This window comes from Streptomyces echinoruber, assembly GCF_014651135.1.
Classification (GTDB): Bacteria; Actinomycetota; Actinomycetes; order Streptomycetales; family Streptomycetaceae; genus Streptomyces; species Streptomyces echinoruber.
In genome coordinates, this window is record NZ_BMWH01000006.1 from 224,757 (window position 1) to 237,067 (window position 12,311).

Annotated in this window: 12 protein-coding genes; 6 read left to right on the plus strand and 6 right to left on the minus strand. The window is 73.3% G+C overall.

Features of this window, described 5'->3' with window-relative positions:
• Positions 1–2 precede the first annotated feature (2 nt).
• Together IE225_RS11445 and IE225_RS11450 are read right to left on the minus strand one after the other, a co-directional pair.
• The gene (locus IE225_RS11445) at positions 3–1,961 is read right to left on the minus strand and encodes a glycosyltransferase family 2 protein (RefSeq protein WP_190057312.1); all 1,959 of its coding nucleotides are present in this window, start codon (positions 1,959–1,961) and stop codon (positions 3–5) included.
• Positions 1,962–2,260: 299 nt separating this feature from the next.
• Complete coding sequence (locus IE225_RS11450) at positions 2,261–2,569, minus strand: winged helix DNA-binding protein (protein ID WP_308432480.1); 309 nt, start codon at positions 2,567–2,569, stop codon at positions 2,261–2,263.
• Here IE225_RS11450 and IE225_RS11455 point away from each other — a divergent pair.
• Entirely contained in the window at positions 2,540–3,049 is a 510-nt protein-coding gene (locus tag IE225_RS11455) for a metallophosphoesterase family protein (protein ID WP_190057313.1), read from the plus strand. The two genes, IE225_RS11450 and IE225_RS11455, sit on opposite strands and share 30 nt — an antisense overlap.
• Before the next feature lie 164 nt (positions 3,050–3,213).
• Here the strand turns inward: IE225_RS11455 and IE225_RS11460 are convergent, their stop codons facing one another.
• The gene (locus IE225_RS11460; protein ID WP_190057314.1) at positions 3,214–4,461 is read right to left on the minus strand and encodes a YncE family protein; all 1,248 of its coding nucleotides are present in this window, start codon (positions 4,459–4,461) and stop codon (positions 3,214–3,216) included.
• Positions 4,462–4,681: 220 nt separating this feature from the next.
• Here IE225_RS11460 and IE225_RS11465 point away from each other — a divergent pair, with 220 nt between their 5' ends.
• The gene (locus IE225_RS11465) at positions 4,682–5,386 is read left to right on the plus strand and encodes a TetR/AcrR family transcriptional regulator (protein ID WP_190057315.1); all 705 of its coding nucleotides are present in this window, start codon (positions 4,682–4,684) and stop codon (positions 5,384–5,386) included.
• 137 nt (positions 5,387–5,523) lie between these two features.
• Here IE225_RS11465 and IE225_RS11470 read toward each other — a convergent pair whose 3' ends face one another.
• The gene (locus IE225_RS11470) at positions 5,524–6,378 is read right to left on the minus strand and encodes a DMT family transporter (RefSeq protein WP_190057316.1); all 855 of its coding nucleotides are present in this window, start codon (positions 6,376–6,378) and stop codon (positions 5,524–5,526) included.
• Positions 6,379–6,704: 326 nt separating this feature from the next.
• The gene (locus IE225_RS11475; RefSeq protein ID WP_190057317.1) at positions 6,705–7,070 is read right to left on the minus strand and encodes a nuclear transport factor 2 family protein; all 366 of its coding nucleotides are present in this window, start codon (positions 7,068–7,070) and stop codon (positions 6,705–6,707) included.
• A 193-nt stretch (positions 7,071–7,263) separates the two neighbouring features.
• On the opposite strand from IE225_RS11475, the gene IE225_RS11480 reads away from it, so the two are divergent.
• From IE225_RS11480 to IE225_RS11495, 4 genes are all read left to right on the plus strand, one after another.
• Positions 7,264–8,349, plus strand: coding sequence for an S-(hydroxymethyl)mycothiol dehydrogenase (locus IE225_RS11480; protein WP_190057318.1), 1,086 nt, complete (start codon positions 7,264–7,266; stop codon positions 8,347–8,349).
• Positions 8,346–8,978, plus strand: a complete 633-nt coding sequence (locus IE225_RS11485) for an MBL fold metallo-hydrolase (RefSeq protein ID WP_190057319.1) — start codon at positions 8,346–8,348, stop codon at positions 8,976–8,978. Before IE225_RS11480 ends, IE225_RS11485 begins: the two co-directional genes overlap by 4 nt.
• A 291-nt stretch (positions 8,979–9,269) precedes the next feature.
• Positions 9,270–10,184, plus strand: a complete 915-nt coding sequence (locus IE225_RS11490) for an SDR family oxidoreductase (protein ID WP_190057320.1) — start codon at positions 9,270–9,272, stop codon at positions 10,182–10,184.
• A 156-nt stretch (positions 10,185–10,340) separates the two neighbouring features.
• Complete coding sequence (locus tag IE225_RS11495) at positions 10,341–11,036, plus strand: L,D-transpeptidase family protein (RefSeq protein WP_190057321.1); 696 nt, start codon at positions 10,341–10,343, stop codon at positions 11,034–11,036.
• A 39-nt stretch (positions 11,037–11,075) separates the two neighbouring features.
• Here the strand turns inward: IE225_RS11495 and IE225_RS11500 are convergent, their stop codons facing one another.
• Complete coding sequence (locus IE225_RS11500) at positions 11,076–12,278, minus strand: Gfo/Idh/MocA family protein (RefSeq protein WP_190057322.1); 1,203 nt, start codon at positions 12,276–12,278, stop codon at positions 11,076–11,078.
• Positions 12,279–12,311 lie beyond the last annotated feature (33 nt).

A 12,311-nucleotide genomic window follows, 5' to 3' on the forward strand; every position in this document is an offset into this window, starting at 1 on the left:
TGTCAGGCCCTCCTTCCGTGTCGTGACCCGGCGGCGGCCGCCGCCCTCCTCCGGATGCCGCCGAGCACGCGCCGGGCCCGGCCGGCCAGCCGCCGCAGGACACCGGGACGCGGCGGACGGCTCACCCGGACGCGGGAGCCGGAGCGGTGCAGCAGGAACGGCAGCGGCAGGAAGCGCGGCTCGGCGGCGTCCGGGGCGAGGCACAGCTCCGGGTGCCGGGGTGCGCCCGTCAGCCCGGCCGGCGGCAGCGCGGCCTGAAGGACCGCGCCGGTGCCGTCGGCCGACAGGGTGCCGGACACCTCCAGCGGCGCCGCCGGTCCGGTGAGCCGCAGCAGCGCCTTGGTGTCGCCGGGGACGTGCAGCGGCAGCGGCACCCGCAGCCGTTCGCCGGCGACGGTGACGTCCTGCGGGCGGACACGGCCGAGCCCGAGGCTCTTGCCCGCCCGGTCGACGTCGAGCGCGAGCGTGCCCTGCCGGGCGGTCCAGTACGGCAGGACGACGTGACCGCCCACGACACCGGCGTACGGCGCGGGCCGGTCCTGGCGCGGGGCCGGGCCGAGCCGGCACTCCTGGGTCCAGCTGCCGAGCCGGACCCGCACGAAGACGTCCCACAGGCCGCCCCACAGCGGCACCCCGCCCGCCGCCGCGGCCGGATCGACGGTGGCCGCGGCGCGCAGCACCAGACGGACGCGGCCGTCCCCGGCGGGCACCTTCTCGCGGGTGAAGTCGGCCGGCTGGAAGAACTGGGCGGCGCTGGAGCGCTCCCGCACCAGCAGATCGACCCTGGCCTGCGCGAGGCGGGCGGCGGCGTCCGCGCCCAGCAGGTCCGCCGCCTCGGCGACGTCGTGCGGGGGAGTGTCGAAGGAGACGGTCCCGGGCTCGGCGGGCGCCCGGAGCGGGGCGCCGTCCACGGTGAGTTCCGCGGCGAAGCCGACGTGCAGCGTGCCGCCCCGCCACTCCACCCGCTCCGGCCGGGCCGCGGGCCGCAGCGCGGCCTCCCAGCGGGCCAGGGCGACCACGTCGTCGAACCGGCCCTCGGCGATCAGCGCGGCCACGATCCGCTGGGCCGGCTGCAGCCCGGCCGCGACACCGGGGCCGAAGCGCTCGACGACGACCGTGTGCATCTCGTCGAACAGCTCCCGGCGGTAGTCGACGGGCAGGGCCAGCAGGCGGCGGCCGCGCATCCGCTCCACGATCTCGTTGCGCAGCCAGCGGCGCAGCAGCCGGTCGCGCAGCGGCCCGGGCTCGGTGTACCGCTCCACGACGTCGAGGGCCTCGCGCAGGTTCTTGAAGTAGCCGGCCGGGTCGAAGCGTTGGAAGCCCGCGTTGGAGGCGTCGTCGCGTCGGACGTGGTAGTAGCAGACGTAGTCGCTGAGCACGGAGACGTTGTCCGCGCGCAGGTAGGCCTCGGTGACGAAGACGTGGTCCTCCAGGCGGCGTCTGCCCTCGGGGAAGCGCAGCCCGATGCGGTCCAGGAACGCGCGCCGGAACATCTTGTGCGGGGTGAGGCTGTCGATCAGCGGCGCGTTCTCGACGGTGGCGCGGGGGCGGTTGACGCGGAACAGCTCCACCGGCACCGGGCGGCCCTTGCCGGCCATCTTGCCGACGACCACGTCGGCGCCGTGGGCCACCCCGTAGTCGTACATCCGTTCCAGCGCCTCGTCGCCGAGGTAGTCGTCGTTGTCGACGAACATCACGTACTCGCCCCGCGACGCGGCGATGCCGACGTTGCGGGGCTTGCCGGACCAGCCGGAGTTCTCCTGGTGGATGACCCGGACGTGGGGGTGTTCGGCGGCGAGCGCGTCCAGCCGGGCGGGGGTGCCGTCGGTGGAGCCGTCGTCGACGAAGATCACCTCGTAGGCGTCGGGGGGCAGCGACTGGCGCAGCAGGGAGGCGACGCAGTCCTCGATGTAGGGACCGGGGTTGTAGACGGGGACGATGACGCTGACCTTGACCGGCATCCGGCTTGGCCCCCTTAGGTTGTCGCCTGCCGTTCGACGGGTGGCACCGTGTACGTGGCCTGATGCTAACCCGGACATCTGTGCGGCGAATGTCCACAACTCTCCCGGAGTGACGGCAGGACGCGGAACACGGCGCTCACCGGTGGATGGGGACGGTTCCCCCTCCGCGCGTCAGCGGTGCGTTGTGGCCAGGAGCGCCGGAATCCCGGCGGTGCCGCCGGTCTCGCCCGGACGGGGGAAGATGCGTCGGGTGCGGGCCGCGCGGTCCGCCTCCCGGCCGGCGGGTATCGGTTCGGAGCTCATGGCCATGTCAGCCGTTCCAGGAGCGCCGGCGCCTGGAGGACGGTGGCCCGCTCCTCCTCCACGCAGCGCTCCTGCAGGGCATGGGCCGGCCACTCCTCGCGCACCTGCCGGCCGCCCTCGATGCGGGTGCGGCCGCCCTCGATGCGGGTGCGGCCGGCCTCGGTGAGGGTGACGAGCCGGCGGCGGCCGTCGCCGGGGTCCGGGGTGCGCCGGATCAGCCCGTGGCCCTCGAGGGCGGCCAGGGTCGCGGCCGTGGCCCGCACTACGCTGGAGACGTGCGGCTGCTTCTCGTGAGCGACACCCACCTGCCCCGGCGCGCCAAGCGGCTTCCCGAACCGCTGCTGGCCGAACTGCCGCGCGCCGACGTGGTCGTGCACGCCGGCGACTGGGTGGACGCGGCCACCCTGGACCTGCTGGCGGAACGCTCCCGCCGCCTGATCGGCGTGTACGGCAACAACGACGGCCCCGACCTGCGCGCCCGGCTGCCCGAGGTGGCCCGCGCGGAGCTGGACGGGCTGCGTCTCGGCGTCGTGCACGAGACCGGGCCCGCCCGGGGGCGCGAGGCCCGCTGCGCCGCCCGTTTCCCGGACCTGGACGTGCTGGTCTTCGGCCACAGCCACATCCCGTGGGACACCACCGCGCCCACCGGACTGCGCCTGCTCAACCCGGGTTCCCCGACCGACCGGCGCCGTCAGCCCTTCTGCACGTACATGACCGCCACCGTGGCCGGCGGCGCGCTGGCGGAGGTCCGGCTGCACCGGCTGCCGCCGCGGACGGCGGGGTGACCGCCGGTGCCGCCCCACACCCGGCAGACGTGAACGAAACGCCCAACACCCGGCAGACGTGACCGAACCGCACCACACCCGGCAGACGTGGGCGCACCGTCTCCGGCTCCACCCGCGGCACCGCCGGCGACCGGTACGGCCGCCGGCGCGGGCCGCGAAGCCGGTCAGCCGGCCGGCGGCGAGGTCCAGTCGGCGGCCACGTGCCCCAGCCGTACCCGCTGCGGGTGGTCGCCGACCGGCACGGACACCGTCTTGCGCCCGGTGGCGAAGTCGATGGCCGTGACCCGGTCGGCGCCGCTCTCGGAGACGACGCAGTCCTTGCCGTCGCCGCTGACGGTGGCCCAGTACGGCTTGGAGGCGGCGACCAGCGGGCCCTCCTGGAGGGTGGCGCGGTCGACGACGGTCGCGTAGTCGTCCATCGTGCCCGCCACGCACAGCTTGGTGCCGGAGGGGTTCATCGAGATCCCGTGGTGGCGCGAGTCGTTGACCCAGGTGGTGCGGTCCTCGCTGGTCGCCGGGTTCTTCGGGAGGGTCTTGACCCGGATGATCCGGTCGGTGGCGACGTCGTACTCCAGGAAGCCGTTGAAGAAGGAGACCTGGAAGTACAGCTTGGACTCGTCGGGGGAGAAGACGGCGGGGCGGACGGCGTCGGAGAAGTCCTTCAGACCGGCGGCGTCCAGGCGCTGCCGCATGTCGACGACCCTGACCTGCCGGTAGGTGTCCGCGTCGACGACCGTGATGTGCCGGTCGCCCTTCGTCCAGTCCCAGCCCGGGTCGTCGAGCGCGGTGTTGACGTCGCCGATGGACATGTTCCAGAGGTACTTGCCGTCCTTGGTGAAGATGTTCTCGTGGGGCTTGTCGCCGGTGGCGAAGGAGCCCAGCTCCTTTCCGGTGCCGATGTCGAGCACGTGCACCTTGTTCGCCGTGGAGGCGGAGACCGCGACCCGGGTGCCGTCGGGGGAGACCGCCATGTGGTCGGAGCGGTAACCGGCCACCGGGAAACGCCAGTTGATCTTTCCGGTGGCGAGGTCGAGGGAGACGACGTCGGCGAAGCTGGGCCGGGAGACGACCACGGACTTCCCGTCCGGGGTGGAGTACATGTCGTCGACGAACTGGTCGTGGCCCTCGCCGACGCTGTTGCGGATCGCCTGGAAGTAGATCCACCGGACGGGGTCGGCGTTGATCTCCGCCATCCGTTGCGCCTTGTCGGGAACGACGTTGATGCGGCCGATCCTCGCGAAGTCGCCGGAGGACTCGATGACGTCCGCGGTGCCGTCCCAGTTGTTGCCGACGAACAGCACCTCGCGCAGGCCGGGGGAGGGGTCCGCGGTGGCGGCGGACGCGGGCGCGGCGGCCAGCAGGGCGAGGGCGGCGGCCATGGAGCAGAGGTGCCCGGGTCTGAAGGCAGGCATGGGGATGTACTCCTCGGGGGTGTGGGGGAACGCTCGCGCGGCGCGGCGGCTCCGGGCGCGGCGAGCCGAGGTCCGTAACACGCGAGCCGGAGAATCTGAACACGCGTGCATTCAAAAGAACTTACTGAAAAGTAAGGAGGGGGTGGCCTTCTCCACAAGACTGCGTACACGACAAAATTGGCCGCCGGGCGGGACGGCCGCGCGGACGAGGGGAGGGACCGTGGCGGGCAGGCTGAGGGGGCCGACCGGCCGCTACGCCGGGAAGTCGGCCGCCGAGCGGCAGGCCGAACGCCGCCGCCGCTTCCTGGACGCCGCCCTCCAACTCTTCGGCGACAGCCCCGGCTTCCGCGGCACGACGGTGGCGGGACTCAGCGAGGCGGCCGGTCTGTCGACACGGCAGTTCTACGAGGAGTTCCGCACCCTGGAGGACGTCCTGGCCGCCCTCCACCTCCAGGTCAACGACTGGGCCGAGCAGGCGGTCCTGGCCGCCTCCGCCGACGCCGCCCACCTCCCGCTGCCCGAGCGCGCCGCCGCCCTGTTCCGGGCCTACGCCCGAAGCGTCACCGCCGACCCGCGCCGCATCCGCATCACCTTCGTCGAGATCGTCGGCGTCAGCCCCCGCCTGGAGCGGCAGCGCCTGGCCCGCCGCGCCCGCTGGGTCGACCTCATCTGCGCCGAGGCCGACGCGGCCGCCGCCCGCGGGGAGGCCGCCGCACGCGACTACCGCATCGCCGCCACCGCCTTCATCGGCAGCGTCAACGGCCTCCTCCACGACTGGAACGCCGGCTGGGTGGACGCCACCCTGGACGAGGTCGTCGACGAACTCGTCCGCCAGCTCCTCGCCGTCCTGCGCCCCCCGGACTGGCCGGGGTCCGGCCGCCGCACCGCCCACCGCCGGGAGGAAGGGAGCGGTCCCGCCGGGTAGGAGGCGGGCGGCGCGGCGCCGGAGCCGGCGTACCGGCACCGTCCCCGGCGCCTCCCGGCCCCTCCCGGCTCCGGCTCCGGACTCCCGGCCCCCGGCCCTCGTCCCCGGTCCCCCGTCCCCCGGCTTCCGTCTCCGCTCTACGCCGAGCTCACCCCGCTCGTGGCGAGGCCGAACACCCCGCCGACGACCAGCCCGGCACCCAGCAGCTCCGGCAGCACCCACCAGCCGGTCCGCACGTGCTCCTCGTACACGAGCACGCCGAGCAGCAGGCTCACGGTGGCGTCGCCGAGGGTGAGCGCGGGCTGGGAGGCCACCAACGGCCCGCCCTGCATGGCGTGGCCCAGCAGCAGCACGGCGCAGACGCCGGCGGCGGCGAAGCCGTAGGTCTGCCAGGCGGTGAGGAACCCCGTGACACCGTCCTCGGCGAGGACGTGCACCGCGGTCTTCATCAGACCGGCCGTCACCGCGAAGCAGATCGCCGTGGCCGCGCCGAGGCAGCCGGCCCGCGCCCTGCCGGGCGGGCGCCTCAGCCCGGCCGCGGCCAGGACGAGGACCGCGGCCGCGCACCCGACCAGGACGGGAAGCCACCGGTCGAGGGACACGCGCGTGCGGTTGCCGGCGGGCGAGGCGGACAGGAGCGCCAGCGCCAGCCCGGCGACGACGACCGACACGTCCCGCACCTGCGCGCCCGGCAGGCGCCGGCGCGTGACGAGCGACGCGAACAGCAGGGCCAGCGGCAGTTCGAGGACGAACAGCGGCTGGACGAGGGAGAGCGGACCGGTGGCGAGGGCCACCGCCTGCCACACCCCCGCGGCGGTCATGGCCAGGACGCCGGCGAGCCAGACGGGGCGCCGCAGCAGGTCGCCCACCAGCCGGAGGCGGAACCCCGAGGACTGCTCGACCGTGAGTGCCGCGCGGCGCTGCAGCACGGTGGCGAGCGCGTTGCAGCACGCGGCGAGCAGCGCGAACAGGGTCGGCAGCACAAAGCCCATCCCCCGATCCTCACCGGTGCGCCGCACCGGCCCGCGGCGACACGGCAGACGGCGGCACCCGTCCGTCCGGCCGGCCCAGCGCGCCCGGACGCGACGCCGCCCGGCCCCGGGCGCCGTGGCGCCGGCGCGAAGACCGGGCCGGGCGGCTGGGCGGCCGGGCGGGGACCGTGCGCCCCCTGTCCGACACCCGCCTGCTCACCCGCCCGCTTCCTGCTTCCGTCCTGCTCCCTGCTCTGCGTCCTCCGCTCGCCTGCTCGCCTGCTCGCCTGCCCGCCTGTCCGCCTGTTCGTCCGTTCGCCTGTTCGTCCGTTCGCCTGTCCGCTCGTCTACTCGTCCCAGACCTGGACCGTGATCTGGTCGACGATCTTGCCGTCGCGCAGCGACAGCATCGACTCGGCCAGCACCCGCACCCCGTCGGGGTACTCGCAGGACTCCACGAAGGCGGCGTGGTCGCCCTGGACGACGCACTGCTCCAGCCGGTGGGTCATGTTGCGGCCGTAGACGTCGTTGAGCATCATGCCGATCTCGTCACGGCCGTGCAGGACCATCGGGCGGCTGGGCTGGGCGTTGCGGTCCACGATGCGGATCTCCGCGTCGTCGGCGTACAGCGACAGCAGCGTCTCCGCGGTGTTTCCCTCGATGCCCCGGCGCAGTGTCTCCATGTCGAAGACGGGGCCTGCCGCGATGCCCATGATGAACCTCCTTGACGGGACCGCGGCCCGCCGGCGACGGACCGCGAACGGCCCCAGTACGAGGGTCCTCCGCCGGACCGGACCCGGCAAGCGGAACCCCGCCGGGCGCCGCATCGTGTCGCCGGCGATCAGTCGCGCGTAGGGTCGGAGGCACGGACGGACACCGCCCGACGCGACGGAAGGAGCCGCCACCATGGCGCAGGAAGTACGCGGTGTGATCGCCCCCGGGAAGAACGAGCCCGTGCGCATCGAGACCATCGTCGTGCCGGACCCGGGGCCGGGAGAGGCGGTGGTGAAGGTGCAGGCGTGCGGTGTGTGCCACACCGACCTGCACTACAAACAGGGCGGCATCACCGACGACTTCCCCTTCCTCCTCGGCCACGAGGCCGCCGGCGTGGTGGAGTCGGTCGGCGAGGGCGTCACCGACGTGGCGCCCGGCGACTTCGTGATCCTCAACTGGCGTGCCGTGTGCGGTCGTTGCCGGGCCTGTCGGCGCGGGCGGCCCTGGTACTGCTTCGACACCCACAACGCGCGGCAGAAGATGACCCTGACCGACGGCACCGAGCTGTCCCCGGCCCTGGGCATCGGCGCCTTCGCCGACAAGACCCTGGTGGCCGCCGGCCAGTGCACCAAGGTCGACCCGGCCGTCTCCCCGCAGGTCGCCGGGCTCCTCGGCTGCGGCGTGATGGCGGGCATCGGCGCGGCGGTCAACACCGGTCAGGTCACCCGCGGCGACTCGGTCGCCGTCATCGGCTGCGGCGGCGTCGGCGACGCGGCCATCGCCGGGGCCCGCCTGGCGGGCGCCGCGAAGATCATCGCCGTGGACATCGACGAGCGGAAGCTGCGCACCGCGCGGACGATGGGTGCCACCCACACCGTCAACTCCCAGGAGACCGACCCGGTCCAGGCGATCCGCGACCTGACCGGCGGCTTCGGCGCCGACGTCGTCATCGACGCCGTCGGCCGCCCCGAGACCTACCAACAGGCCTTCTACGCCCGCGACCTGGCCGGCACGGTCGTCCTCGTCGGCGTGCCCACCCCGGAGATGAAGCTGGAGCTGCCCCTGCTCGACGTCTTCGGCCGCGGCGGCGCGCTCAAGTCCTCCTGGTACGGCGACTGCCTGCCCTCCCGGGACTTCCCCATGCTCATCGACCTGCACCTGCAGGGACGGCTGGACCTCGCCGCGTTCGTCACCGAGACCATCCAACTGGACGAGGTGGAGAAGGCGTTCGAGCGGATGCACCACGGCGACGTGCTGCGCTCGGTGGTGGTGCTGTGACGGCCGCCCGCATCGAACGCCTCGTCACCTCGGGCCGGTTCACCCTCGACGGCGGCACCTGGGACGTCGACAACAACGTGTGGATCGTCGGCGACGACCACGAGGCCGTCGTCATCGACGCCGCCCACGACGCCGACGCCGTCGCCGAGGCCGTCGGCGACCGCCGGCTGACCGCCATCGTGTGCACCCACGCCCACAACGACCACGTCAACGCCGCACCCGCGCTCGCCGCGCGCACCGGCGCCACCATCTGGCTGCACCACGACGACCTGCCGCTGTGGCAGCAGACCCACCCCGACCGGGACCCCGACGCCTGGCTCATCGACGGCCAGGTCATCGAGGCCGCGGGCGCCGACCTCACCGTCCTGCACACCCCCGGCCACGCGCCCGGCGCGGTCTGCCTGTACGACCCCGGCCTGGGCGTCGTCTTCACCGGCGACACCCTCTTCCAGGGCGGCCCCGGCGCCACCGGCCGCTCCTACTCCCACTTCCCGACGATCATCGACTCCATCCGCGACCGCCTGCTGACCCTGCCGCCCGAGACGAGGGTCCTGACCGGACACGGCGAGGAGACCACCATCGGCGCGGAGGCGCCGCACCTCCAGGAGTGGATCGCGCGGGGGTACTGAGAGCCGCCGGGGCGCGGCGCCGCGGGGGGTGCGCGGACCGGAGCGGCAACGCTCCCGCGCACCGCCCGGCCGAAGACGACGGGAAGACAGGGGGAAACGGCAGAAAATGGCAGAAAACGGCAGAGGGCGACAGGGACGACAGGGACGACAGGGAAGGACGACGGGAAAGGCCGCAGGAAAAGACGACAGAAGATGTCCGGCTTCCACGCGAGCCTGGGACGGCGCGGCGCACCACGGCACACGTCGGCACGAGGCACGCACAGGAAGCAGACAGGAAGCAGGAGGCCGGACATGTCACGTCCGCTGGACGGCAGGGTCGCGCTGGTCGCCGGGGCGACGCGCGGAGCGGGGCGCGGGATCGCCGTCGAACTCGGCGCGGCCGGCGCCACCGTCTACGTCACCGGACGCACCACGCGCCGGCGCCGCTCGGAGTACGACCGCCCCGAGACCATCGAGGACACCGCCGACCTGGTCACCGAGGCCGGCGGAAAGGGCATCGCCGTCCCCACCGACCACCTCGAACCCGCGCAGGTGCGGGCGCTGGTCGAGCGCGTCGACCGGGAGCAGGGCCGCCTCGACGTCCTCGTCAACGACATCTGGGGCGGCGAGACCCTCTTCGAGTGGGACACCCCCGTCTGGGAGCACGACCTCGATAAGGGCCTCAGGCTGCTGCGGCTCGCGGTGGACACCCACGCGATCACCCTGCACCACGCCCTGCCCCTGCTGCTCCGCCACCCCGGAGGTCTGGTCGTCGAGATGACCGACGGCACCGAGGAGTACAACCGCACCACCTACCGGGTGTCCTTCTTCTACGACCTGGCCAAGGCGGCCGTACTGCGCATGGCCTTCGCCCTCGGCCACGAACTGGGCCCGCGCGGCGCCACCGCCGTCGCGCTCACACCCGGCTGGCTGCGCTCGGAGATGATGCTGGACCACTTCGGCGTCACCGAGGAGACCTGGCGCGAGGCCCTCGACCGCGTCCCCCACTTCGCCATCTCCGAGACGCCCCGCTACGTCGGCCGCGCCGTCGCCGCCCTCGCCGCCGACCCCGACCGGGCCCGCTTCAACGGGCGGTCGCTCTCCAGCGGCGGCCTCGCCCAGGTCTACGGCTTCACCGACCTCGACGGCAGCCGCCCCGACGCGTGGCGCTACCTGGTGGAGGTCCAGGACGCGGGCCGGCCGGCGGACACGACCGGATACCGCTGACGCGCGCATCCCCGCCCGAACCGCCCGGGCGGGGACGTGTGTCACCGTTTCGTCCCAGGCCGACCCCCCTACAACCGATGCCCCCGGACGCGGGTCTAACGTACAGGGACCGCGGGATGCGATCCGACGACCGCACGGAGGGGGAGGCCGCACACGATGGGAACCGCACGCAGACGAGGCGCCGCGGCGCTGGGTGCCACCGCGCTGGTGGCGCCGCTCACACTCGCCCTGGGCGCCGCACCGGCGCAGGCCGCGAGCTGTACGACGCAGACCGGGCCGTACCAGAAGCAGGTGGAGAAGTTCCTGGGCCGCCCGGTGGACGGCAGGCAGTCCTCCGCCGACTGCAAGGCCATCCAGGCCTTCCAGAACAAGCACGGCATCACGCCCGCCATCGGCTACGCCGGCCCGGTCACCTGGGGCGTGATGGACCTGATGAACAAGCAGAAGGCCGTGGGGAACAACCCCAACAAGGACGGCAAGTGCCCCACCGACAAGGGCCGTATCGCCTGCGTGAACCTCACGCTCCAGCTCAGCTGGATCCAGGACGGCAGCCGGCTGGTGTACGGCCCCGTGCCGGTGCGCACCGGGCGCGACGGGTACGAGACCCGCACCGGTCTGAAGAAGATCTACTGGCGGGACATCGACCACGTGTCGACGGTCTACCACGTGCCCATGCCCTACAGCCAGTTCTTCGACGGCGGGCAGGCCTTCCACTCGGTCAACCTCAGCATGTGGAATCCGCCCGGCTCGCACGGCTGTGTCAACATGACCACCGCCGACGCCAAGAAGTACTGGTCGCTGCTGAAGACCGGCGACGACGTGTACGTCTACGGCCGCAAGCCGGGCACCTGACGCGGCACGGGCACCCGGCCGGACCGTACGGAGGGGACGTCACGCCTCGGGGGCGTCCCCGAAGTCGGGGATCTCCAGCCGGACTCCGCCCCGCAGGGCGGACTGGTGCGCGACGATCCCCGGCAGGGTGTAGCGGGCCGCGACCCACGCGTTCACCGGGGGCAGGCTGCGGGTGTTGACCGCGGTGACGAAGTCGTCCACCAGGAAGTGGTGGCTGCCCTCGTGCCCGTTGGGCAGGTGGTCGAACTCCCGCGGCAGCCGGGAACGGTCGTGGATCGGGGCCGAGCCCGAGGTGAAGGCGGCCCGCAGCTCGGGCGCCACGTGCTGCAGCGACGGGTCGTCGGGAGCCAGGGTGGGCTTGGGCTCCAGCAGCTCGGAGATGTCCTTCACGCCCTCCTTGTCCTGCCACAGGGCGACCGTGGCGAGCTGCTCCATGCTCCCCTCGGTGCCGAAGAAGCGGAAACGGGACTCGCGGATGTGCGAGGGGTAGCCGACCCGGCGGAACTCGTTGGTGCGGAACGAGCCGCCGCCCGCCACCTCGAACAGCGCGGTGGCGTTGGAGAAGTCGTTGCCGAACCGGCTGACCTCCTTGTCGAACACGCCGTCGCCGCGGTCGTCGACGACACCGATCGCGGACACGCTCACCGCGTGCGTCCGCCAGGCCCCGAGCACGCCGCCGACGGAATGGGTCGGGTACAGCAGCGGCGGGTAGCTGGCGGTGGCCTTCCAGTCCTCGCCGCCGCTGTAGCGGTAGGCGTCGTAGAAGCCCAGGTCCATGTCGTGGACGTAGTCGCCCTCGGCGTAGAACAGCCGCCCGAAGGCGCCCTCGGCGATCCGTTCGCGGGCGTACACCGTCGCCGGGTTGTACTGGCTGGTCTCGCCCATCATGTACGTCAGCCCGGTCGCCCTGACCGCGTCGATGATCGCCGCGATCTCCTCCACGGTGATCGCCATGGGCACCGCCGAGTACACGTGCTTGCCGGCGTTCAGGCCCTGCAGCACCAGCGGGCCGTGCGTCCAGCGCTGGGTGAAGATCGCCACCGCGTCGACGTCCTGGGACTCCAGCATCGCCTCGTAGGAGGGGAAGGTGCCGGCCAGGCCCTCCGCGGCGGCGAGCCGCTCGGCCCGTTCCGGGAGCAGGTCGGTGACGTGGACGTCGCGGACGCCGGGGTGCGCCTGGAACAGCTTGGCGAACGAGCCGGCGAACTGCCCGGCGCCGACGATGCCGAGGGAGAAGGTCATGGATGCGTGCCCTTCACTGGTCGGGACTGCTGA

Excerpts from the sequence above, each read along its gene's own strand:
- IE225_RS11445 (WP_190057312.1), bottom strand. The coding sequence starts at position 1,961 with ATGCCGGTCAAGGTCAGCGTCATCGTCCCCGTCTACAACCCCGGTCCC.
- IE225_RS11460 (WP_190057314.1), bottom strand. The coding sequence starts at position 4,461 with ATGCCTGCCTTCAGACCCGGGCACCTCTGCTCCATGGCCGCCGCCCTC.
- IE225_RS11470 (WP_190057316.1), bottom strand. The coding sequence starts at position 6,378 with ATGGGCTTTGTGCTGCCGACCCTGTTCGCGCTGCTCGCCGCGTGCTGC.
- IE225_RS11475 (WP_190057317.1), bottom strand. The coding sequence starts at position 7,070 with ATGGGCATCGCGGCAGGCCCCGTCTTCGACATGGAGACACTGCGCCGG.
- IE225_RS11480 (WP_190057318.1), top strand. The coding sequence starts at position 7,264 with ATGGCGCAGGAAGTACGCGGTGTGATCGCCCCCGGGAAGAACGAGCCC.
- IE225_RS11490 (WP_190057320.1), top strand. The coding sequence starts at position 9,270 with ATGTCACGTCCGCTGGACGGCAGGGTCGCGCTGGTCGCCGGGGCGACG.
- IE225_RS11495 (WP_190057321.1), top strand. The coding sequence starts at position 10,341 with ATGGGAACCGCACGCAGACGAGGCGCCGCGGCGCTGGGTGCCACCGCG.
- IE225_RS11500 (WP_190057322.1), bottom strand. The coding sequence starts at position 12,278 with ATGACCTTCTCCCTCGGCATCGTCGGCGCCGGGCAGTTCGCCGGCTCG.